The sequence below is a fragment of the Bacteroidia bacterium genome, from assembly GCA_027493955.1.
In the GTDB taxonomy this organism is placed as follows: domain Bacteria; phylum Bacteroidota; class Ignavibacteria; order SZUA-365; family SZUA-365; genus JAOSJT01.
The window spans coordinates 470,531-494,819 of the sequence record JAOSJT010000001.1 but is presented as its reverse complement, the minus strand read 5'-3'; the positions used below and the strand labels follow the sequence as shown (position 1 = coordinate 494,819).

Annotated in this window: 17 protein-coding genes and 1 tRNA gene; 14 read left to right on the top strand and 4 right to left on the bottom strand. The window is 56.9% G+C overall.

Annotation, left to right across the window (positions count from 1 at the left end; all coding sequences use genetic code 11):
• Positions 1–5: 5 nt before the first annotated feature.
• A tRNA-Thr gene (locus M5R41_01955) sits at positions 6–81 on the bottom strand.
• Positions 82–488: 407 nt separating this feature from the next.
• Here M5R41_01955 and M5R41_01950 point away from each other — a divergent pair.
• The 6 genes from M5R41_01950 (at position 489) to M5R41_01925 (ending at position 6,743) form a co-directional block, all read left to right on the top strand.
• On the top strand, positions 489–1,730 hold the full coding sequence (locus M5R41_01950) for an aminotransferase class I/II-fold pyridoxal phosphate-dependent enzyme (GenBank protein ID MCZ7555153.1): 1,242 nt from the start codon (positions 489–491) through the stop codon (positions 1,728–1,730).
• A gap of 14 nt (positions 1,731–1,744) precedes the next feature.
• Positions 1,745–2,866 carry a GNAT family N-acetyltransferase gene (locus M5R41_01945; GenBank protein MCZ7555152.1) on the top strand — a complete coding sequence of 374 codons (1,122 nt, stop codon included), beginning with the start codon at positions 1,745–1,747 and terminating at the stop codon, positions 2,864–2,866.
• Positions 2,866–3,231 (top strand): hypothetical protein, encoded by a 366-nt coding sequence (locus M5R41_01940; protein ID MCZ7555151.1) that lies wholly within the window; start codon positions 2,866–2,868, stop codon positions 3,229–3,231. Before M5R41_01945 ends, M5R41_01940 begins: the two co-directional genes overlap by 1 nt.
• Positions 3,228–3,962 (top strand): 3-deoxy-manno-octulosonate cytidylyltransferase, encoded by a 735-nt coding sequence (gene kdsB, locus M5R41_01935; GenBank protein ID MCZ7555150.1) that lies wholly within the window; start codon positions 3,228–3,230, stop codon positions 3,960–3,962. The genes M5R41_01940 and kdsB overlap by 4 nt, the downstream gene beginning before the upstream one ends.
• 142 nt (positions 3,963–4,104) lie before the next feature.
• Positions 4,105–5,412, top strand: coding sequence for a 30S ribosomal protein S12 methylthiotransferase RimO (gene rimO, locus M5R41_01930; GenBank protein ID MCZ7555149.1), 1,308 nt, complete (start codon positions 4,105–4,107; stop codon positions 5,410–5,412).
• 2 nt (positions 5,413–5,414) lie between these two features.
• The gene (locus M5R41_01925; GenBank protein MCZ7555148.1) at positions 5,415–6,743 is read left to right on the top strand and encodes a GWxTD domain-containing protein; all 1,329 of its coding nucleotides are present in this window, start codon (positions 5,415–5,417) and stop codon (positions 6,741–6,743) included.
• A gap of 301 nt (positions 6,744–7,044) precedes the next feature.
• Here the strand turns inward: M5R41_01925 and M5R41_01920 are convergent, their stop codons facing one another.
• The 3 genes from M5R41_01920 to M5R41_01910 all read right to left on the bottom strand — a co-directional run bounded on the left by M5R41_01920 (position 7,045) and on the right by M5R41_01910 (position 10,933).
• On the bottom strand, positions 7,045–7,437 hold the full coding sequence (locus M5R41_01920) for a GxxExxY protein (GenBank protein MCZ7555147.1): 393 nt from the start codon (positions 7,435–7,437) through the stop codon (positions 7,045–7,047).
• Positions 7,438–8,135: 698 nt separating this feature from the next.
• Positions 8,136–9,950, bottom strand: coding sequence for an ABC transporter ATP-binding protein/permease (locus M5R41_01915; protein MCZ7555146.1), 1,815 nt, complete (start codon positions 9,948–9,950; stop codon positions 8,136–8,138).
• A gap of 74 nt (positions 9,951–10,024) precedes the next feature.
• Positions 10,025–10,933, bottom strand: a complete 909-nt coding sequence (locus tag M5R41_01910; protein MCZ7555145.1) for a PfkB family carbohydrate kinase — start codon at positions 10,931–10,933, stop codon at positions 10,025–10,027.
• Between the two features lie 555 nt (positions 10,934–11,488).
• Between M5R41_01910 and M5R41_01905 the strand changes: the two genes are divergently transcribed.
• From M5R41_01905 to M5R41_01870, 8 genes are all read left to right on the top strand, one after another.
• Entirely contained in the window at positions 11,489–13,579 is a 2,091-nt protein-coding gene (locus M5R41_01905) for a thiamine pyrophosphate-dependent enzyme (GenBank protein MCZ7555144.1), read from the top strand.
• A 260-nt stretch (positions 13,580–13,839) separates the two neighbouring features.
• The gene (locus tag M5R41_01900) at positions 13,840–15,195 is read left to right on the top strand and encodes a 2-oxo acid dehydrogenase subunit E2 (GenBank protein MCZ7555143.1); all 1,356 of its coding nucleotides are present in this window, start codon (positions 13,840–13,842) and stop codon (positions 15,193–15,195) included.
• A gap of 319 nt (positions 15,196–15,514) precedes the next feature.
• Entirely contained in the window at positions 15,515–17,932 is a 2,418-nt protein-coding gene (gene lon, locus M5R41_01895) for an endopeptidase La (GenBank protein ID MCZ7555142.1), read from the top strand.
• The gene (gene prmC, locus M5R41_01890; protein MCZ7555141.1) at positions 17,929–18,801 is read left to right on the top strand and encodes a peptide chain release factor N(5)-glutamine methyltransferase; all 873 of its coding nucleotides are present in this window, start codon (positions 17,929–17,931) and stop codon (positions 18,799–18,801) included. The genes lon and prmC overlap by 4 nt, the downstream gene beginning before the upstream one ends.
• A gap of 654 nt (positions 18,802–19,455) precedes the next feature.
• Positions 19,456–21,537, top strand: coding sequence for a hypothetical protein (locus tag M5R41_01885; protein ID MCZ7555140.1), 2,082 nt, complete (start codon positions 19,456–19,458; stop codon positions 21,535–21,537).
• Positions 21,538–21,550: 13 nt separating this feature from the next.
• A complete protein-coding gene (locus M5R41_01880) occupies positions 21,551–22,336 on the top strand; it encodes a T9SS type A sorting domain-containing protein (GenBank protein MCZ7555139.1) in 786 nt (261 codons plus the stop codon).
• Positions 22,337–22,782: 446 nt separating this feature from the next.
• A complete protein-coding gene (locus M5R41_01875) occupies positions 22,783–23,097 on the top strand; it encodes a transposase (GenBank protein ID MCZ7555138.1) in 315 nt (104 codons plus the stop codon).
• A complete protein-coding gene (locus M5R41_01870; GenBank protein MCZ7555137.1) occupies positions 23,094–23,975 on the top strand; it encodes an IS3 family transposase in 882 nt (293 codons plus the stop codon). The genes M5R41_01875 and M5R41_01870 overlap by 4 nt, the downstream gene beginning before the upstream one ends.
• Positions 23,976–24,289: the final 314 nt, after the last annotated feature.

Genomic DNA, 24,289 nt, shown 5'->3' with positions numbered 1-24,289 from the left:
GGGCCTGGAGCCATCCATCGGACTCGAACCGACGACCTGCTCATTACGAGTGAGCTGCTCTACCAACTGAGCTAGGATGGCGGAGAAACAAATATAGTCAGGTCCGTGGGTATGAAGCAAGCGGGTATTTTTCCGGAACCTGATCAACGGCACACAGCATGCTGGCACGCTCCGCAGTGGACGTGCTCCGTCGCAGAGCATCGAAGCTGCCGGACAAGGATATCACGACGAACATCATTTCCTGCCTGTAGGAGTGCCCTCCCCGCATCCACGCAAGAGCACTTCCTGCCGCGATAGTGGCTATCATACCGTCGGGTAACGAGACGCAGGAAAAGATGTATGAATGAAGCCCAAGACGCAACAATACACAGCAAGACGCATCGTGCAACTCCTCATTGATTTCCGACTCTGTCGTTGCTATATTGAAAATCGTTGGACGTATAAATGAATCACGATTCATCTTACAGCCGCTATTTCCTCAGGCGGGCATGGAAGGAATCGTTAAGACCACTACAAGATTTTTCCCAGGAGTTTCCGTGGATCTATTTGACAAATGCAGAGCGTTCACTCGGGCGGATGAGGTGAAGGCTTCCGGCCTGTACCCGTACTTTCGTGCTATCGAAGAAAACGAAGGCCCCATCGTCAGCATCGAGGGACGCAAAGTCATCATGGCCGGTTCGAACAATTATCTGGGGCTCACAGCGCATCCGAAAGTCAAGCAGGCCGCACTGGATGCGGTCAGCCGCTACGGCACCGGCTGCTCCGGCTCCCGCTATCTCACCGGCACGCTCGTCCTGCACAATGAGCTTGAAGAGCGACTGGCGAAATTCCTCAACGCCGAGACCTGTCTGCTGTTCTCCACAGGGTATCAGACTGCGCAGGGCATTATCCCAACGCTGGTGCAGCGCGGGGAGTACGTGGTGTCCGATAAGGACAATCATGCCTGCATCGTCGCCGGCAATCTGATGGCGAAAGGCGCTTTCGCGAATTTCGAGCGTTATAAGCACAACGAAATGGATGACCTCGAACGCGTCATTGCGAAACTACCGTTGGAAAAGGGCAAGCTGATTGTCTCCGACGGCGTGTTCAGTACCACCGGAGAGATCGTGGAACTGCCGCGTCTCGTTGAAATCGCCAAAAAGTACAATGCCCGCATTCTCATCGACGACGCACACTCGACAGGCGTTATCGGTGTCGGGGGACGAGGCACGGCGAGTCATTTCGACCTCGAAAAAGATGTGGACATGACGATGGGTACGTTCTCGAAAACCTTCGCCAGTCTCGGCGGCTTCGTCGTGGGGGAACGGGCGGTCATCAACTACATCAAGCATCACTCCCCCGCACTGATTTTCAGCGCCAGTCCCACGCCCGCCAGTGTGGCTGCCGCACTCGCCGCACTCGACATTCTGGAAGAAAAACCGGAACTGGTCGGCATGCTCCAGGCGAACGCCCAGTACATGCGCGACGGATTCACGAGGCTCGGCTTCAACGTGCTGCACGGACAAACCGGTGTCGTTCCCGTCATCATCGGCGACGATATGAAGAGCTTCATTTTCTGGAAAGAACTGTTCGATGCCGGGGTCTTCGTCAATGTGTTCATAAGCCCGGGCGTGCCGCAGGGCATGCAGATGCTCCGTACCAGTTTCATGGCAACGCACGAGAAAGAGCATCTCGACCGCATTCTTGAAATCTGCGGCGACATCGGGAAGAAGCTCGGTATCATTGACTAATGTGGGAGAACGTCATGAGTATTACTGTGCAACCCGTCTCCGGCAGCGCCGGGACACGAAAGTTCATTAAACTGCAATGGAAATTCTATCAGGGCGACCGGAATTGGGTACCCCCGCTCCTGATGGACAGAAAAAAGGTGCTCAATACCAGGAAGAATCCTTTCTTCCGACATTCGGATATGCAGCTCTTCATTGCCGAGCGCAACGGCGAAGCTGTCGGACGCATCGCCGCCATCGTGAATCGAAATCATAACCAGACGCACGGCGACAAGGTGGGATTCTTCGGCTTCTTCGAGTGTATCAACGTGCAGGAAGTCGCCGATGCGCTATTCGACGCCGCCGCGAACTGGCTGCGCGCAAAAGGCATGGATACCATGCGCGGACCGATGAATCCTTCGGTCAATGATGAAATCGGGATGCTCGTGGACGGTTTCGACCGCCCCCCCGTGCTCCTCATGACCTACAATCCCCGCTACTATCCCCTGCTCGTCGAGACCTACGGTTTCAAAAAGGAGAAAGATCTCTACGCGTATCTCCTGCGGCACGACGACGTCCTTACGCCGAAACTGGAACGGGGACAACAGATCGTCCGCGATCGATACGGCGTCAGTGTCCGCGATGTGGATTTTCGTAATCTCGCACGCGAAACCGCGACGCTCAAGGACCTCTACAATCGCATCTGGGAGGCGAATTGGGGCGCGGTGGCAATGACTGACGCGGAGTTCGATTTTCTCGCAAACGATCTGAAACAAGCGGTCGGCAAATTCAAGGATCTGGTGTTCTATCTCCTGAAGGACGGTGAGCCCATCGGCTTCACCCTCTTTCTCCCGGACTTGAACCAGGTGCTTATACACAACAGCAGTGGAGCGATTCTGCCGGCGCTGTACCACATCGCCACCAAAACCAAGTCCATCAATCTCGGGAGAATTATCGCTCTCGGCGTCCTCCCGCAATATCGCGGCAAAGGACTGGATTCGGTGATGTACTATGAGGTGCTCAAACGCGCCGCTGCGCATGGTATCTTTCTCGGTGAGGCCTCCTGGGTTCTGGAGGACAACGAAATGATGAACCGAGGAGCGAAAATGATGAACGCAGAGCGGTACAAGACGTATCGCATTTACGACGTGTCCATCTGATGGCACAGCCCATCTCCCATGAAGCAGCCCGTCGGGCCGCTGCGTTGGCGAAGCTGATCATCGCGGACGGCGAACTTTCCCAGACGCGTGCCGACATGGAGGATATGCGCCAGGCCATCGAAGCTTTGCGTTCCGTGCCTCTGACGGGCGGCGACACAGCGGTTGCTCACGCCCCGGGCTCCCCCGCAATGCGCGAGGACGAACCGCGTCCAACCCGCGTGGCCGACCTGGAAGATATTCTCCAACGCGCCGCGCACGTGCCCGCGCCCCGCTGGATACATGTCGCCGGGGAGAAGCATGAGTCGCGGCATAATCCTCTGCAACAAACCGACGACACCCTGCAACATGACGGAACGAACCCATGAGCACGCAGACATTGCTCATCGTGATTCCAGCCCGCTATGCCTCGTCGCGCTTTCCTGGAAAGCCGCTGGCGGACATCCACGGTAAGCCGATGATTCAGCATGTGTACGATCGCTGTATCGCCGCGCAACCGGACGCGCAGGTACTCGTCGCAACCGATGATATGCGCATCGAAAGCGTGGTCCGTTCGTTCGGCGGAGAAGTGGTCATGACGCCCGAGTCGCTGCAATCCGGATCGGAACGCGCCGCCTGGGTTGCCAGGGATCTGCCCCACTCTATCGTCGTCAATGTCCAGGGAGACGAACCACTGCTCCCGGCGGAAACGCTCGATGCGGCAATCGCGCCGCTTCTCGCCGACCCGGAGGTGGACATCGGCACCGCTGCATGCGCGCTCGACGCACCGGCGGACGTCGCCGATCCCAATGTTGTCAAGGTGGTGATGGACGGACGTGGACGCGCGATGTATTTTTCGCGCGCGCCCATTCCGCACGTTCGGGACGCAGACGCCGCAGAGGCACCCTGGTTCAGGCATGTGGGAATTTACGCGTTCCGGCGCGAGGCACTGCTACGTTTTGCGGCTCTGCCCCAGGGACGGCTCGAGCTGCTGGAAAAACTCGAACAGCTTCGCGCTCTCGAGCATGGCATGAGCATCGGCGTGGGTATCACGACGCAACTCTCCCAGGCGGTGGATACACCTGCCGACCTCGAACGGGTGAGGGCGATGTGCTTATGACTTGCGTCCGGGAATAAAAACTGCAACATTGGGTGTTATGCAATCAGCGCAGTGGCGTCACGGTGTTCTGCCACGATCGCATATCTGTTGACGGAACCTGAGGCAGCTTCCGTTTTACCGCTTCCATAACAACGAGTATTCCATGGCCCGATCCCCCCGCCAGCGTATTTCTATCGTCACCCTCGGCTGCTCGAAAAATACGGTGGATTCAGAAGTATTGATGCATCAGCTCGACGTCAACGGACTCAGCATTGTCGATGATCCCAACGACGCCGATACGGTGATCATCAACACCTGTGGCTTTATCGATGCGGCGAAAGAGGAATCGGTCAATACCATACTCGAAGCCTCCGAACTGAAGAAAGCCGGCACCATACAGCAGCTCTACGTAGCCGGTTGCCTCTCGGAACGCTACCGCAGCGATCTCGAAGCCGAGCTTCCGGAGGTGGATAAATTCTTCGGCGTCACGGATTTTGCCGCAATTCTCGAAACACTGGGGGGCAGTTTCAAACGGGAATTGCTCGGTGAGCGGCATCTCAGCACACCGTCGCATACTGCCTATCTCAAAATTTCCGAAGGTTGCGACCGTCCGTGCTCTTTCTGCTCCATTCCTCTCATGCGGGGCGGTCATGTTTCGAAACGCATGGAGGAGATTGTGCATGAAGCGAAATTCCTCCGCACCCTTGGTACCAAAGAACTCGTACTCATAGCTCAGGACACCACGTCATACGGTCTCGATCTGTACGGAGAGCGGCGTCTTCCCACACTGCTCGACGAGCTTTCCGCCATACAGGGTCTCGAATGGATACGCCTGATGTACGCGTATCCCTCACATTTTCCGCTCGGGACGCTCGATATCATCAGAGAGCGCGACGCGCTGTGCCGCTACATTGACATACCGATACAGCACATCGACGACGCCGTTCTCAAGTCCATGCGGCGCGGTATCACTCGTCGTGCCACCGAAGAACTGCTGGAGGAAATGCGCAAGCGCGTCCCCGGCATCGCCATCAGGACCACGCTGATCGTCGGGTATCCCGGTGAAACGGATGCCGCTTTCGAGACGCTCTACGATTTCGTGCGTCAAACCGAATTTGATCGGCTCGGTGTTTTTCTCTATTCCCAGGAGGAAAATACCTCGTCCTGGATACTCGGCGATCCTGTCCCGCGCTCCGTCAAGGAAGAACGTCGCGACGCTATCATGGATCTGCAAAGTGGTATTTCGGCGAAGAAAAACGACCAGCGCATCGGGCAGCAACTCCGTATCCTCCTCGACGCGGTGGAAGGAGAATTCGCCATCGGCCGTACCGAGTTCGATGCGCCCGAGGTGGACAATGAAGTTCTCATTTCAGTCAACGAATTTGACGGACCTCCACCCATTGGAGATTTCGTCGATGCGGTCATCACTGAAGCGGCGGAATACGATCTCGTCGCGACACTCCGGAGGTGAATATGCCCCGTCGGCACACGATTTCCCTTCTCGTAGCCTTGCTCATCATCACTGCGTGCGGGCATCTCTTGCACGCGCAGGACTCAGGGAGCAGCGAAGCCAAAACGGTCCATAGCATGCGCGTTCAGCCGTTTTATTTCGATATTCTGAATTTTGCGGAATACGATGAGTTCGGTCTTCATGGGCGCGTGGACGTCTATGTGCATGTTCCGAATGATCTGCTCACCTTCGTGAAGAACCAGGAATTCTATATAAGCGGGTATACCATCACCGTGCTGGTGTATGAACCGGACAATGCGCGTCTGGTCCGAGAGGAGACCTGGGAGCGCAAGGTGGAGCTTCTGAGTTTTGAGCGCACGACCAGCTCGGCGCATTATGACCTCAGCCAGCGCACACTGAAACTCGACCCGGGTAAGTACCAGATCGAAGTGCTGTTCGAGGATAGGGAATCGCGCAAGGAATTCCGTCAGTCCCGTAGTTTCACCGTGCAGCGCTATGATCAGAATCTCCTCGGCATCAGCGATCTCATGCTCGTTCGTAATGTGGAAAACGTCGGCATCAAGAGGCAGATTTCCCCACAGATCAATCCCAATGTAGCCGCACTCGAGAATGGTTTCGACTTGTTTTACGAAGTGTACAATCCCTTCAAACTGAACGCGGTGGATATCACCTATTCCATCACGCGGCAGGGTCGCGAGGTCTTTTCCAAACGCGATACACAACCGCTCAAGCAGGGAAGGAACACCTTTCTCGCAAACATCGGAAGTTCCGGACTCGGCATAGGCAGTTATATACTGAAGGCCACACTGCGCCGCGGTGACGACAGCGCGGGTACGAGTGTATTGGCCGCAGTGGAACGGCAATTCATCATCGAGTGGCTCACCGCCGGCGCTCCCATTTCCGCTGTCGATCTGGATGTGGCCATAGATCAATTGCGTTATTATGCAACGAGTGAGGAACTCCGCTTCATACGCGACGCTGAAGACGAGCAGGAAAAGCGCCGGCGCTTCGAGGAGTTCTGGGAACGCCGCAATCCCGCGCCCGGTTCGAAGACCAACACCGCTATGATCGAGTACTACAACCGTGTCGCATTCGCAAATCAGCAGTTCGGCCATTACCTCGACGGCTGGAAAACCGATCGCGGCATGACCTATATCATGTATGGCGCACCCGATTACATCGATCGTAACCCTCTCAGCGCCGACGAACGCCCCTACGAGGTGTGGGAGTATTACGACATCAACCGGCGCTTCGTCTTCATCGACGAGTCCGGCTTCGGAGACTATCGCCTGCTGTATCCGATCTGGGACGACAGGAATCGCCTCCGCTGAGACCACAGAAACCACAGAAACCACAGAAAAGACAGAAAAGACAGAAAAGACAGAAAAGAAGAGAAAAGAAGAGAAAAGAAGAGAAAAGAAGAGAATAAGAACAGAAGAGGACAGAATATGCTGGAATCAGGAAAAGTACTGTCATTAAAGCACGGCATTGATCGAGCTACTGTCCATTAGGTGATTCGGGGTAGGAATGAGACGGTTCCCCACCGTTTTGCGACACGGCTTTCCAGCTATCCTCACTCAATCCTATCGGAACAGAATGTTGGCCCGTCCCTACGCCATGCGCGACTCGGGTTTACCAGGTACAAAGCTTTCTGTCATGTTCGAGAAGTGGTTCATGACCAAAATTTAGCACATAGCCCAGAATGAATCGTGAAGCCTTCAGATAGTTGAAAAGCTGAGACCGATGCAAATCGTTGAGCAGGGTAACCGCTTTGATTTCAACGATGATGGCATCAAAACAAATGAAATCCGGTACAAACGTCCGTCGAAGCTGTGTACCCTTGTACTCGATATGGAGCCGCGGCTGCTCCTCGAAGGGAATGTCTCGAAGACTGAATTCTATAGCAAGTGCTTCCTGATACACCCCTTCTCCGAATCCGTTTCCGATCCTCCTGTAGACTTCAAATGCGGCTCCCAGAATACGGTAGCCCTCGTCCTTATAGGGAAAATACTCTTCATCCGTCATCACAAATCTCCCTCTGCAAAATGAATTCTTGATGTAACCACCGATAATCCCCTTCTGTGGCTGCAGTACGGAAAAGATAACCGTAATCACCTGTCTCTCAAATGCAGAAATTCATCGCCACGAGAATGGACAAGATGGGGCTTACTGACTCCGAAGCTTGTCCACGATGATGCACATGTAAGATCTCACCAATGAACTCATGACGGCAGCACCTCCCTCTTTTCTGCTTTTTCTGTTTTTTCTGTGGTCACTGTTTTTTCTGTCCCTTCTGTGGTCACTCTTTCTTCGAAGCTTGTCCACGATGATGCACCCGTAACATCTCACGAATCTGCATAACTCATGACGACAGCACCTCCCTCTTTTCTGCTTTTTCTGTCCTTTCTGTGGTCACTGTTTCTTCTGTCTTTTCTGTGGTCACTGTTTTTTCTGTCCCTTCTGTGGTCACTCTTTCTTCGAAGCTTGTCCACGATGATGCACCCGTAACATCTCACGAATCTGCATAACTCATGACGACAGCACCTCCCTCTTTTCTGTTTTTTCTGTCTTTTCTGTGGTCACTGTTTCTTCTGTCTTTTCTGTGGTCACTGTTTCTTCTGTCTTTTCTGTGGTCACTGTTTTTTCTGTCCCTTCTGTGGTCACACTTTCTTCGAAGCTTGTCCACGATGATGCACCCGTAACATCTCACGAATCTGCATAACTCATGACGACAGCACCTCCCTCTTTTCTGTTTTTTCTGTCTTTTCTGTGGTCTCCTGGTCTTTGTATTGCAGCTGATACAGCCGGTAATATATCCCCTTCTGCGCCAGCAATTCCTGATGCGTACCGCGCTCGCGTATCTGGCCCTTGTGCATCACGAGAATAATGTCAGCGTTTTGTATAGTGGAGAGGCGGTGTGCGATGACGACGGATGTGCGACCCTTGAGCAGTGTGGCGATGGCTTGTTGAATAAGCAGTTCGGATTCCGTGTCAACGCTCGATGTCGCTTCGTCGAGGATCAGCAGCTCCGGGTCAAACGCGAGTGCGCGTGCAAAAGCGAGCAATTGCTTCTGACCGACGGAAAGGGAACCGCCCCTTTCCCTGATCTCCGACTCGTAACGATCCGGCAAGCGCTCGATGAAGCGGTCGATACCGACCAGTCGCGACACCTCCTCCACGCGTTCGCCGCTGATACTCTCGTCGCCGAGCGTGATATTGTTGCGCATACTTCCCGCGAACAGAAACACATCCTGAAGCACAATGCCGATATGCTGGCGAAGATCCGCGATATACACATCGCGTATGTCCGTGCCGCCAACGGTAATACTCCCTTCCTGTATATCGTAGAAGCGGCAAAGAAGATTGATGATGGTACTCTTCCCCGCTCCGGTAGCGCCGACAATGGCTATCGTGCTGCCGCGCGGAATGCTGAACGACACATCCCGCAGCACCCATTCGTCCTTGTTGTAGGCGAACCTGACGTTGGTGAACGCTATGTCCTCGATACGCGGCAGCGGACGCGCGCGATCCGCCGCGGGTTCCGGAATGATGGTGTCATCATCAAGCATCTTGAAAATGCGCTCGGACGACGCCATGGCCGTCTGCATGATGTTATACTTTTCCGACAAATCGCGTATGGGACGGAAAAACATTTCCGTGTACTGGATGAAGGATATCATCGTACCGACGCTCATAAGACCCGCGAGAATCTCACCGCCGGCATACCATACTATCAACGCAACCGCGAGCGAGCTGATGAATTCCACCCCCGGGAAAAACACCGCGTAGTAAAACACGGATTTGATATTCGCTTCGGCATGGGCCTTGTTGATGCCGTCAAAGGTATCATACTCCTTTTTCTCCTTTCCGAAAAGCTGCATCGTGGATATCCCCGACACGCGCTCCTGCATGAAGCTGTTCAGTCTGGCCACTTCGTAGCGCACGGCCCGATACGTCTCGCGCACCTTGCGGCGGAAGAGAAATGTTCCGTACACCAGAAACGGAATGACACTGAGCGTGACCAGCGCCAACACCCAGTTGATGCTGAACATGAACACCACAATCCAGATGAGGATGAACACATCGGCGAATACCGTCACGAGACCGGAGGAGAACATCTCGTTGAGCACTTCCACATCGTTGGTGACGCGTGTCACGAGGCGTCCGACGGGATTGCGATCGAAAAAACGCAAAGCCAGCCGCTGCAGCTTGGTGAAAATCTGCATGCGCACATCCACGATAATGCGCTGACCGATCCACTGCGTGAAGTACGTCATGAAATACTGCGCCGCACCCTGAACGAGCAATGATGCGAACAGCAGCATGACAATGAGCAGCAGGCCGTCGCTGTCCCCCACGCTGATGTAATCGTCGATTGCGATTTTTGTGAGGTAAGGACGCAGGGGGCTCAGCGCCGAGATAAATATCGTGAGCAAAATCGCGCCCACAATATGCGGTGCGTACGGCCGTGCGTAAATCAGCAGACGCTTCATCAAACGGCTGTCGTACGCTTTTCCGAGAATTTCGTCTTCCTGCATTCCGTATCCTTTCTGCACAATCTAGCACAACGTCCGTGATGGACGAATAGTTCTGTCACCGGGACTCGGGGTGATCACTCCGGGCTTGTGATCTCGGTGAAATCCACCGGCAGCTCTCCTGGTATGAGCGTCGCCGCATTGGCGGATCCCATGCGCATTCCGAGTTCGATGGCATGCCGCAAATCCTGCCCCCGACCCAGGGCCAGCGTAATACCGGCGCTCATTGCATCACCCGAGCCGACCGCGTTGACCACCTTTACAGTTTCCGGAGCAAGAGAGAACACCGTGCCGTCCTCCTCCACGATGGTCACGGGTCCGCCGCCGTCGGTAAGCACGATGTGGCGGGCTCCCAGGCCGCGCAGCGCGGAGCAGGCGGATGGGACGTCCAGATCTTCACGCCGCAGTTCTAGTGTATCGGCAAGCTCGGATCGCGTAATCTTCACCACAGACGGTCCGCCGCGCAGCGCGGATTGCAGCGCCACGCCATGCGCATCCACGACCGCGTAAATGCCCCGCTCGCTAGCAAGCCGCCCGCACTGTTCGTAGAGATCCCCCGGCACGCCCGATGGGATGGAGCCAGCCAGCAGCAGCGCGGAAGCTTTGTTTACGGCGGCGAGACTGTGTGCGACGAACTGCGCGGCCTCATCCTCGGACATCGGCGCGGCCTCCTGCACGATTTCCGTTGCCATGCCGTCCTCGCTGAGCAAGGTGACGCAGCAGCGCGTGGGTAGCGCAACCTTTATGACCTCGAGCTGCGCGCCCTCCAGGGATGCGTCTTGCAGCAGGGCGTCATGGAAGGCTTGTCCGGCCGGAGTGACGAGCTTCACCTCGGCGCCGATGCAGCCCAACGCCCGCACGGCGTTGACGCCCTTGCCCGACGCAACCGCAAGCACCTCCGACGCCCGATGCACTGTGCCGGCGGCGAGCGAGGCGACACGATAGATGCGCTTATGATCAGGCGAGGGTGCGATGATGGTGAGCATGGGGAGAAAACTACGGAAATGGGGGGAGAGAAAAAACCGCAAAGTAATAGAACGATCCACCGTTTCATGCAAATCTGTTCTACACTCCACGTGAGACGAAATCAGCCCGAGTACATATGGGCGTCTTGTCGCAACATGCCGATGCTCTCGAGAGAAATGCAACATTCGATACTTGCCCAGTATTGCAGTCTCAACAGATAGGACTCCGTTGAGGAACATGGAACCAACATCGAAGTGCACATGCCGACGCGTGAAAGTGTTGATGCTTGCATCTCGGCTGTCGGCCGTGAGCCTTCCCTGATGTAGTGCGGCCGAATCTGCCTTGGGAATCCCGCGAAGTCCATTTCGGGGATCCCTTCGCTTGCGACACGATAGCTTGCGACACGATAGCGCGACACAGCATTGCAATTCCGATACGGCAAGTGTACATTTCGGTTTCCCCGAAAGCGAGGGATTTTGAGCAGAAAGCTTCCATGGAGGGAATTTTTCCCCTCGAACGGGAGTTACTTCAAAGGCCCCGAGTCTCACAAAATCTGTCCCTGGAGAGAAACATACATGGCAAAGTCCCGGAGCAACGACGATATGCGTCCGCCGGTTGATACTTCCGACGCACCTGCGGGTAATCCCTTCGCCCTGAGCATTCCGAAAAATTCCCCCTTCGATGCCGCCGAACTGCGGCGCATCCTCAAGCTGATGATGACCTCGCGCAGGCTCGATCAGAAAATGCTCACGCTGCTCAAACAGGGAAAGAGCTTTTTCCACATCGGCGCATCGGGACACGAAGCCGCGCAGATTGCCGCGGCGATGGCCTTCGCGCCGGGCAAGGACTGGTCCTATCCGTATTACCGCGACCTCTCGTATATGCTCGGCATGGGTATGGACGCCGAAGGCATCATGACCAACTTTCTTGCCCGCGCGGAGGATGTGAACTCGGGTGGCCGGCAAATGCCGCAGCACTACGGTATGGCCTCGGCGCGTGTCGTGTCGCAATCCTCACCCACCGGCACGCAGTACCTGCACGCCGTCGGCACGGCCAAGGGCGCCAAACTGCGCGGCACGGACGAAGTCGTGTATGTGTCCAGCGGCGAAGGCACCACCAGCCAGGGCGACTTCCACGAAGCGCTGAACTGGGCCAGCCGCGCAAAACTTCCGGTAATTTTCTGCGTGCAGGACAACAAATACGCGATCTCGGTGCATATCTCGCAGCAAACCGGCGGCTCGGTGTACGACATGGTGTCGGGCTATGTGAACCTCGACCGCATGGAGGTGGACGGCACGAATCTTTTCGAAACGCATGAGGCCTTCCGTAAAGCCGTTGCGCGCGCGCGCCGCGGCGAGGGTCCCACGGTCATCGTCACGGACGTCGTGCGCCTGCTCCCCCACTCTTCTTCCGACGATCAGACCAAGTACCGCAGCAAGGAAGAGCTGGAGCGCGATCGCCAGCGCGATCCGATCAATCGTCTCAAAGATGCGATGATCAACGCGGGCATGCTTACGGAAGAAGAATTCGAGCAAATGGAAAAAGATGTCCTCGAAGAGGTCAACGCCGCCACGGACAAGGCGGAGGAAAAGCCCTTGCCCGATCCCTCCACCGCCTCGGACTTCCTGTACTCCCCGAAGCAGCTCGATCTGCGTTTCGAGCAGGATCTGCCCATAGGCACCAAGACTGTCATCGTCGATGCCATCAATCACGCGCTGCACGAAGAAATGGAGCGCAACGAAAAGATCATCGTTTACGGTCAGGATGTTGAAGACGGCAAAGGCGGCGTATTCACGGCCACGAAAGGACTCTCCACGAAATTCGGCCTCAGCCGCGTCTTCAATTCTCCCCTTGCCGAATCGAGTATCGTCGGCACCGCCGTCGGTTTGGCTGTGCAGGGGCTCAAACCCGTGGTGGAGATTCAGTTCGGCGACTATATCTGGACCGCGATGATGCATATCCGCAACGAGGTCTCCACCATGCGGTACAGATCCAACAATGCGTTTTCCGCTCCGGTGGTCATGCGCGTGCCCGTGGGAGGCTACATACACGGCGGTCTGTGCCACAGCCAGAGCATCGACGGGTACTTCACGCATATACCGGGTCTGTACGTCCTGTATCCCTCCACCGCGGCGGATGCGAAAGCGCTGTTGAAAACGGCCTGCCGCATGGACGATCCCGTGCTCTTCCTTGAACACAAGGGCATGTATCGCCAGGGCTATGCCGCGTCGCTGGAACCGGATCCCGAATTCCTGCTCCCCTTCGGCAAGGCGTCCATTCGTCGCGAAGGCAGCGACGTCACCGTCGTGACCTGGGGATCGATCGTGTACAAAGCCCTCGAAGCGGCCCGCATACTCGACAAGGAAGGTTTGAGCGTCGAAGTCGTTGACCTGCGCACGCTCGTCCCGCTGGACATGGACACGGTGCTCGCCTCCGTCGCAAAGACCAGTCGCGTACTCGTCGCGCATGAAGACAATCTCACAGGCGGCTTCGGCGGCGAAGTGGCTTCGCGCATTGCCGAGCAGGGCTTCGATCTGCTCGACGCTCCCATCATGCGTCTCGGCGCGAAGGATTGCCATATCCCCTACGCGTGGTCGCTCGAACCGGAAATCCTCCCGCAGGACAAGGACGTCATCGCGGCCATACGGAAATTGGCGGAGTACTAGAGCAAAGAGCGGAGAGCGGAGAGCAGAGAGCGGAGAGCGTAGAGCGGAGAGCGGAGAGCACAGAGCCAAGCTCTTTACGAGTACTCAGCAATCTTTACCCTTTACCCTTTACCCTTTACCCTTTACCCTTTACCCTTTACCCTTTACCCTTTACCCTTTACCCTTTACCCTTTACCCTTTACCCTTTACCCTTTACCCTTTACCCTTTACCCGTACAAACGACACACAAATAGTTCAGAATCATACAAGGATCCCCTGACATGAAAGTCGAAGTCCTCATGCCCAAGATGGGCGAAAGCATCACTGAAGGCCGCATTCTCAAATGGCTGAAGCAGCCTGGTGATGCGGTGGACAGGGATGAAACCATTCTCGAAATCGCCACCGACAAGGTGGACACGGAAGTGCCCGCGCCGAATGCCGGTATTCTCGTGCAGATACTCGCGCAGGAAGGCGAGGTCGTGGAAGTAGGCAAGCCGATCGGCATACTGGAAACCGAGGCGGGAGCGGCACAGGTCGTCGCGGCGGCACCCGCCGAAGCGCCGGCGCCGGCGGAAAAATCCGCGGCTCCCGCGGCAGCCGAGCCCGCACCCAGCACTCCGGCACAGGCTCCCAAGGCAGAGACGACACCTCCCCCGGCAGCCGCGCGCCCGACAGCGCAACCGTCCGGCGCTCCCCGCTTCTATTCCCCCGTTGTGATGCGTATCGCGGCGGAAAAGAACATCGGCATGGCGGAACTCGAGCAAATTCCCGGCAGCGGACTGGGCGGACGGGTATCCAAAAACGATGTGCTTTCGTGGCTCGAGACAAGGGCGTCCCGTCCGGCAGCCCCAGCGGCTGCGCCGGCAGCAGCACCCGCATCGTCCGGTCCGGGTCTGGCAGCAGCAGCCGCACCCGCGCGCGTTGCCGGCGAGGGCTTCGAAGTCATCGAGATGAGCAACATGCACCGGCTCATGGCCGAACACATGGTGAAGAGCGTGCAGATCTCGCCGCATGTCGGCGTAGTGTCTGAAGTGGATATGACAAACATCGTGAAATTCCGCGACAAGTTCGCCGCGGCCTTCAAGGAGCGCGAGGGCTTCTCCCTGACCTTCATGCCCTTTATCGCCGAAGCCGTCGTGCGCGCGCTGAAGGATTTTCCGTGGATGAATTCCTCTGTGGACGGCAACTCCATCATTCTCAAGAAGGCCGTCAATCTCGGTATCGCCGTGGCCATGGACGACGGCGGACTCATCGTTCCCGTGGTGAAACATGCGGACACGCTCAACGTCGTGGGTCTCGGCCGCTCCATCGCCGATATCGCCGGCCGCGCGCGTAAGCGCCGCCTGCAGCCCGAAGAAATTCAGGACGGCACGTTCACCATCACCAATTTCGGCGTGTTCGGCAATATCTTCGGCACACCCATCATCAATCAGCCGCAGGTGGGCATACTCGGCGTCGGCGCGCTGCAGAAAAAAGCCGTGGTACTCGAGCGCGACGGCGAGGACGTCATCGCTGTGCGGTCCATGATGTACATTTCGCTTTCCTTCGACCATCGCATCATCGACGGTGCGCTCGGCGGCCGTTTCCTCGAACGCGTCAAGCAGTACCTCGAGGAGTTTTCGCTCGACGCGATCTGAGTCCAGGCACATGCAGTATGGAACAGCCGTTGCCTGCGACGGCTGTTCTTTTTTGTGTCCCACCGCCAGACGAAAGCCCGCCACTGATTCGCGGCATGGGACAAGGTCGGAGCAGACGGGCACAGCGGACGCTGCATGCCGCGTTCGAAGTCCACGAACGTGAGGATATACTCACAGACCTCGACGCACGAGCAGGTCGCTGAATATGTCATTGATTTACGCCGGCAGGGAATCTATTTTATGAGATGTCGCCTTTGCGGCACATTGCGAAAGGCGCTGCCTCAGGTGAGCAGCGTTACGGGAACATATCGGAGCATCCATGTACCAGAATCCTGAAGACATCATACCCGACGCGACGCCGGCGGACATTCCTTCCAGACTGCCTGTCATTCCGCTGCGCGACGTTGTCATTTTTCCCTATATGATTTTTCCCGTCCTCGTGGGACGAGAATCTTCCATCCTCGCGGTGACCGCCGCGATTGAGAAGGACAAATTCATTTTCGTCGCTGCACAAAAAAGTCCCGAAGATGAAGACCCGGGCTCCGACGGACTGTATCACGACGGCACCGTAGCACGGATTCTGCAGGTGCTCAAACTCCCGAACGGCCTGATGAAGGTGCTGGTAGACGGGTTGTTTCAGGCGCGGGCGGTCAACATCCGGCGGGAGCGCAGTTCGTTCTACCTCGCCGACATCGACATTGTCGCGCCGCCGGTACGCCTCACCACCGAGCAGAAAGCCCTGATGCGACAGCTCGACACGGTGTTCGCCGAATACGTCAAGGCGCATCGCGATATTCCGAACGAGACGCTGCTCGGCTTTGAAGGCATAGATGAACCCTCGCGCAAAGTGTATTACGCGGGCGCAAACCTGTTGGTACCGCTCGACGTGCGTCAAAGCATACTGGCGATGCACGACGTGGTGCAGCAATACTATCACGTCATAGGCATTATCACCGATGAACTCGCGATTCTGAAGGTCGAATTCGAGATTGACGAGAAAGTCAATGATAACATCCAGCGGTCACAGCGCAAGTTCTTCATACAGGAACAGATTCGTATTCTTCAGCGGGAGCTGGGTGAAGATGACGAAGTGGATACCGGAGAGTTCGAGGTTCTGCGGCAGCGTATCCTGGAAGCCGGCATGCCGGAAGCGGTGAAGACCAAGGCCATGGAGGAGTTCGATAAACTCCGAAAAACACCATCCATGTCGCCCGAGGCGTCCGTGATCCGCAACTATCTCGACTGGATGCTGGCCATGCCCTGGAACGTCACCACGGAAGATGTGCTCAGTATAGAGAACGCGAAGCGCGTGCTGAACGCCGACCACTACGGTCTGGAGAAACCGAAGGAGCGCATCCTCGAACACATCGCCGTGCTGAACCTGGTCCGGGAGATGAAAGGCCAGATTCTCTGTTTCGTCGGCCCTCCCGGGGTGGGAAAAACGTCACTCGGCAAATCCATCGCGCGCGCATTGAACCGCAAGTTTGGACGCATCGCGCTCGGAGGCGTGCATGACGAGGCCGAAATCCGCGGGCATCGTCGCACCTACATCGGCTCCATGCCCGGAAAGATCATTCAAGCGATACGCAAGGCGGGCTCCGCGAATCCTGTCATTCTACTGGACGAAATAGACAAGATGACCCATGACTTTCATGGCGACCCGACTTCTGCCATGCTGGAAGTCCTGGATCCGGAACAGAACAACACCTTCAACGATCATTATCTCGACGTGGATTTCGATCTGTCGAAAGTGATGTTCATCACGACGGCCAATGTGCAGTATCAGATTCCCCTGCCGCTGCAGGATCGCATGGAAATCATCGAACTCCCGGGCTACCTGGAACACGAAAAGCTGGAAATCGCCAAGCGCCATTTGTTGAAAAAACAGATCGCGGAGCATGGTCTGGCTTCTTTCGATGTCCGCTTCGAGGACGAAGCCCTGTTGAAAATCATCCGTGAATACACGCTCGAAGCGGGGGTCCGGAATCTCGAGCGCAACATCGCCACGGTATGCCGCAAGCTCGCGCGCGAAGTCGTATCCGCGGCGGATCCCAAGCGGCGTAAAAACGGCGGCGATCCGTCTTTTGTCGTCACCGAGGGACGCATCGAAGGATTTCTCGGCGTGGCCAAATACCGCAGCAAACAATTCCACAAGGTGGGAATCGTCGGCTCCATGACGGGATTGGCCTGGACCAGCGTCGGCGGCGATATTCTCCGCGTCGGCGTCAGCCTGATGAAAGGCAGCGAAAAACTGACGCTGACGGGACAGCTTGGCGATGTCATGAAAGAAAGCGCCCAGGCGGCTTTGAGTTTCTTGCGCAGCAACGCCGGGCGCCTGGGAATCAGCGATGATGCCTTCGAGAAAAAGGAAATTCATATCCATCTTCCCGAGGGTGCCATTCCGAAAGACGGCCCCTCTGCAGGCATCACCATGACGCTGGCAATGCTGTCCGCAATACTTTCCAAAGCACCCAACGGCGACATCGCGATGACCGGAGAAATCGATCTGCACGGCAACGTGTTGGCGATAGGCGGTCTGAATGAGAAACTACTCGCGGCGCAGCGGCACGGCATCACGCGTGTGATCATTCCTCTCGACAATGAAAAAGATCTCAAAGAGGTGCCGAAACGCATTCTGAAGGGGTTGACGATCATTCCCGTCGCAACCATAGACGAGGCAATTCCGTTGGTCTTCGGCGACGGAGAAAAGGCGCCCGCGAGGAAACGCCGGAAATGAACAGCGAGACGGTGCTGTCGCTGCTGAAAAAGGCGACGGAGTTTTTCAACGAGAGAGGCGTCAGCGAGGCGAAGCGCTCGGCGGAACATCTGCTGGCCCATGCGCTTGGGCAAAAGCGCATACAACTGTACTTGCGCTTCGATCAGCCCGTCGGCGACGAAGAACTCGAGCTTTTTCGCTCCTTTGTGCGCCGCCGTCTGGCAAACGAACCCGTGCAGTACATCGTCGGTACCACCGAATTCTACGGCATGGAATTCGAGCTCACTCCCGACGTACTCATCCCCAGACCCGAGACCGAACATCTCGTGGAGGCCGTCGTGGACTGGGTACGTGCGAATGCTGCTCTTGACAATCCGAAACTTCTCGATATAGGCACCGGGAGCGGATGCATCCCCATTGCCATCGCGGCACAGCTTCCCTCGTGTACATGCACGGCTCTCGACGTCAGCGAAGCCGCGCTGGACATTGCGCGACGCAATGCGATGCGGCATGGCGTCGAGGACCGTATCAATTTTCTGCGCCATGATATGCTCAACGGCGCACTGCCGGACGAACAGCGTTTCGATATCATCGTCTCCAATCCGCCGTACGTTGCGGAAGCGGACATCGCCGAGCTGCAACCGGAAATCCGCCTCCACGAACCGATGCTCGCCATTACGGACAATGGCGACGGATTGACCTTTTACCGCCGAATTGCCGGCGGTGCTTCCACCCTGCTTACGCCCGGCGGCTTGCTGGCCGTGGAAGTCGGTTATGGTCAATCCGAGGCGGTGCAGCGCATTTTCCTCAGCCACAACCTTAGCGTGCAAAGCATCATTCAGGATTATTCCGGGATAGCGCGCGTGCTGCTCGCCGGCAGAGCAGAGTAACGACGTACGAATTGCCTGCCCGCCGAAGCATCATAGAACAATGACACAATCGTCGGTACATGAGAGCGCAGGCGGGACGACGTACGACGATTTACCTCAGCCCGGAGGGCGCCACTTCCTCCAACCCCAGCTTCAGCCGGGGGGCACGCGCGACCAGCACAGACCGTAGCAAGCCCGGAGGGCGCCACTTCCTCCAACCCCCAGCTTCAGCTGGGGGGCACGCGCGACCAGCACAGACCGTAGCAAGCCCGGAGGGCGCCGCTTCCTCCAACCCCAGCTTCAGCTGGGGGGCACGCGCGACCAGCACAGACCGTAGCAAGCCCGGAGGGCGCCACTTCCTCCAACCCCCAGCTTCAGCTGGGGGGCACGCGCAACCCACCCGCTCTCATAGTCCGAAGGACGACACTTCCAGAAACCAAGATGTCACGCACGAAATGGGCCAGTGCGCGGTACTGTCAGGCACACTCAGGCGGAACGATTTTTCAGCCTTAAACGGAACAATTATCGGATCTCACATGACAGACCCGTTTTTGTGACCGATCCTTCATGGACCGATCATTCTCTTTCGTCAGTATTGACTCTGAGCAGGAAAAGATATAGCTTCGCTGGAGAAATCCCATACATCACAGCTACAACCTCGCGAGGGCTGAAGTCATGAAGCGCTTCATCGTCTGCACCTGCCTGTTGCTTGTCCTCAGCACCGTCACAAACGGACAGGACATCGAAACAACACTATCCGGCAACACCAACAGTCAAGGTTTCACAGTCAAAAATTACGCGGGTACACCGCTGTTCACCGTTCGGGCGGACGGGAAAATCGGACTTGGCATTCTCAATCCCGACGCGTTGCTGCACGTGGCGGGACAAGTGAAAATCACCGGCGGCTCGCCCGGCCCGGGCAAACTGCTCACTTCCGACGCCAGCGGTCTGGCGACATGGACGATGCTTTCGTCGCTGCCGCCGAGCGGGCCGGCGGGCGGGGATCTGCTCGGAACGTACCCGAATCCAACGATAGCAAACTACGCCGTCACCACAGCCAAAATCGCCGACGGGGCTGTGGCACCTATTAAGATGAATTACACTGGAGCGTCCTCGGGTCAGGTTATTCAGTTCGACGGCACAAAGGTCATATGGGGCACACCTGTCGCAAGTGGTTTCACGCTCGATCAGGCCTACGACTGCGGCGGAGCGGGAGCGGGCCGCACGATTACAGCAGACGCTGGTGCCGTACGAATTCAGGGGGTGGATGGCTTTCTGGTCACGGGTAGTACGACCTCGGGAACAATCCCCGCAACATCGGCGGGAACCCGGCTGATGTTCTATCCGAGGAAGTCGGCCTTGAGAAGCGGGTATGTGGCAGGGACGCAATGGGACGAGCCGAATATCGGCGAAGAATCGTGCGGAATTGGCGTGAATACGATCGCCAGTGGTACAAGCGCTGTCGCGATGGGTTCGAATACCACTGCAAGTGGCAGCCGGGCGACGGCCCTCGGTCACTTTACAAAGGCCGAAAGCTATGCCTGTACCGCGCTGGGAAGGTACAACATCGGAGGCGGCAGTGCCGGAAGCTGGGTGCCGGGCGATCCTATTTTCGAGATTGGGATCGGCTCGAATACGGTGTACACGGCCAACGCTGTGACAGTCCTGAAAAATGGGAGAGTGGGCCTTGGCACCGCAGCTCCCGATGCTACTCTGCATGTTGAAGGTACAGTGAAAATCACCGGTGGATCCCCTGCCAACGGGAAAGTCCTTACCTCGGACGCGAATGGTCTCGCTTCCTGGACGTCTCCCGCCGGTAACACACTCGACGAAGCATATGATGAGGGCGGTGCGGGAGCAGGCCGGACGATCACCGCGAACGCTGGCGCCGTGGTCATCGGCGGCACAGATGGCCTCGTTGTTTCCGGCAACTTTGGCGCGGGTTCCATCCCTGCGACGGGTGCGGGTGCGCGTATGATGTTTTATCCCAGGAAAGCTGCTTTCCGGGCAGGATATGTCAGCGGCACGGAGTGGGACGACAGCAATATCAGCAATTACACGACCGCGATCGGATACAATACCATCGCGCGCAATTCGCACTCGGTGGCTATCGGTTCGTCTGTAGAGGCGATAAATTCCAATTTCATCATCGGCGACAGTTACACAGGCGCCATGAGGACAAATGCCTTAACCCGCTCCTTCAAAGCCTGTTTCGACAACGGGTACTATCTGTACACGCATTCCACGAACAATGTCGGAGTACAGATCGCGGGTAACGGTACATCGTGGAGCACCATATCCGATAGTACCCGCAAAGACGGATTTCAGAGGGTCAACGCGGAGGCACTTCTGCGACGATTCCGTGATCTCCGACTTGGATCCTGGCATCTGAAGCTCACTCCGGAGCAGGATAGGCACTACGGACCCATGGCGCAGGAATGGTTTGCTGCGTTTGGACATGATGGCATTGGCACCATAGGCAACGACACCACTCTCGCCTCCGCTGATGTGGACGGTGTACTGTGCATCGCCGTACAGGCGCTGGAGAAAAGAACGGCGGAATTGCAGCGGAAATCGGAAGAAATCTCATCGCTCAAAGCAACCATAGCGACGCTTGAAAAAGCGTTGGCACAGTTTGCCATCCAACGGGCGGAAGTGGATCAACTCAAAAACGAGATCAGCACCCTCAAAGCGCTTCTCACGGGACCATCACTCCCGGAGAGCGTGAAGCATGCTTCTCTTGAGACGGGCAAATAAACGGAGGCCTGTCATGAAAACGCTCTCACTGATTTGTATATGCGCGTTGCTTGCGATGTGTACTGCCTTCGCCCAGCGAGGCCAAATAACCATCCCCATCGGTGCGCAAATCTCCATTCCTACACGGGCGCAGCTTTGCGCGGACCGCTACTATGCGAACAATCCCGGTTACGGCACATTGAGCTACGGGAACGATCCCGCGCGCATCTGCGGCTCCGTGATTCCTGTAGATTTTCTGAGTCTCTCGGCATCGCATCACGACGGCATTGTCACACTCCGATGGCAAACGGCGTCCGAAGCGCACTGCGCGGGCTTCGAGGTGCAGCGTTCGACCGACCAGGCGTTATGGCAGCACGTGGGCTACGTCCCGGGCCATGGCACGACCATGCAAGAGCACTGCTACATCCATGAGGATGCTCTCCCTGTCAGCCTCATGACCATTGGGACGTTGTTCTATCGTCTCAGGCAGGTGGACTTCGACGGCGCATGGACTTACTCGCCCGTAGTGAACGTCAGCGTTGACACAGCACCCCGGACGGTGGCACTCCATGCCGCCTATCCCAATCCCGCGACAGACCGCATCACCGTGCGATATTCGCTGCCGGATGCCGGGTCAGCACGCATCGCTGTGTATGCGATGACCGGGCAGCAATTGCTCTCCTTCGGAGATGGCGAATTTATGGACAGAGGCGAGTATATACTTTCCGTAAACATATCCGCCCTTTCGCCGGGCGGATATATACTCAAGCTTCGTTCCGGTGATTTATGTCTGCTACGGCCTTTCGTCGTGCGGCGGTGAAGTCACGAACGGTACAGTTGTTCAGAACCCGAATTATTCGATCGTGAAGGGTGCGGGCGGTAAACCACACCCTTCACAAGCCCGGAGGGCGCCACTTCCTCCAACCCCCAGCTTCAGCTGGGGGCACGCGCGACCAGCACCGAGCGTAGCAAGCCCGGAGGGCGCCACTTCCTCCAACCCCCTGCTTCAGCTGGGGGCCACGCGCGACCAGCACAGACCGTAGCAAGCTCGGTGGGCGCCACTTCCTCCAACCCCCAGCTTCAGCCGGGGGGCACGCGCGACCAGCACAGACCGTAGCAAGCCCGGAGGGCGCCACTTCCTCCAACCCCCAGCTTCAGCCGGGGGCCACTCGCGACCAGCACAGACCGTAGCAATGGAGTGTCCCGAAGAAATTGCACAGAGAGTTCCCCCCGGTTACCTTTTCAAAAATCACCGGAGACTCTGTCATGGTAAAACGAACCCACAAGAAATATGATGCTGCATTCAAACGATCCGTGATCGAGTTGGCTGACAGCACCGATCGACCCGACTCCGCGCTTGAGGAGGAGTTCGACCTCTATGATGGTGCGATACGCACTTGGCGCCGTCAGCTTCTGACACAGAAGTCAGAGGCCTTTCCCGGCAACGGAAATCTTCCCGCCAGTGATTCTGAACTGCATCGTCTTCGTCGAGAGAACGAGATTCTCCGTCAGGAGCGCGAAATATTAAAAAAAGCAGTGGCCATCTTCTCGCTACCCACGAAGCCCGGTTCCGGTTTATGAACGCATATCGGAACGAGTTTAGCATCGAAAGGATGGCCAGCGTGCTCAACGTATCGTGCTCAGGCTATTATGCATGGCGTCGTCGTGGCGAGCATGCACGCGCCGAGCGCACCGCAGCCTTCGATATGGCGGTCCGGGAGGAATTCCTGCGCAGGAAATCCAGCTACGGCGTACGTCGTCTCGTCAAAGCATTACGCAAGCGCGGTTTCGCGTGCGGGCGGAGCCGCGTGGCGGCCAGCATGCGTCGGCAGGGATTGAAGGTCAAGCATCGTCGCCGTTTCATTACCACGACAGATTCGAAGCATTCGTATACTGTCTCGCCAAATATGCTCGAACGCCAGTTTTCGGTCGATGCACCTGATACGGTGTGGGTGAGTGATATCACGTATTTGCGCAGCACCTCCGGATGGTTGTACTTGTGCGTGTTTATCGACCTGTTTTCCCGGAAGATCGTCGGCTGGGAGGTCAGCACATCGTTGCGCCATACAATGGTTGTGACCGCGTTCAAACGCGCGGCTTGGACGCGAAGCATACGTGCGGGGCTTATCGTGCATTCTGATCGCGGTGTGCAATACTGCTGCGAGGGATTCCGCAGTGCCCTGCGCCCTTACGGCAGCATTCAGAGCATGAGCAGGAAGGGTGATTGCTGGGATAACGCCGTCGCCGAGTCATTTTTTGCCACGTTGAAGAAGGAAATGCCGGAAGGACTTCTCTTCGCGTCGGTGACGGATGCCCGGCGATACCTCTTCGAGTACATTGAACTTGAATACAATAATCAGCGTCTGCACAGCACGCTGGGCTATCATACGCCGCAGGAACACGAGAATCTGTATTGGTCGAAGAAACGTCTCGGCAATGACATGGAGCAGGCGGCATGAAACGATATGAGCGAGAGCAAGGCGCGCAGCGAACCGCGCTGGCAGTCGGGGCGACTGGAGCCCCCAAGAGAGCTCAGGGCCGCCCCGGCGCCACCCCGCGGTTCCTCTGCGCGACTGCGAACGCGACCACTACAAGCACACTGTCATTTCAATCCGGGGGGAACTCACTGTCCATTTTTTGCGGTACACTCCACAAGCCCGGAGGGCGCCACTTCCTCCAACCCCCAGCTTCAGCTGGGGACCACGCGCAACCAGCACAGACCTTAGCAAACCCGAAGGGCGCCACTTCCTCCAACCCCCAGCTTCAGCTGGGG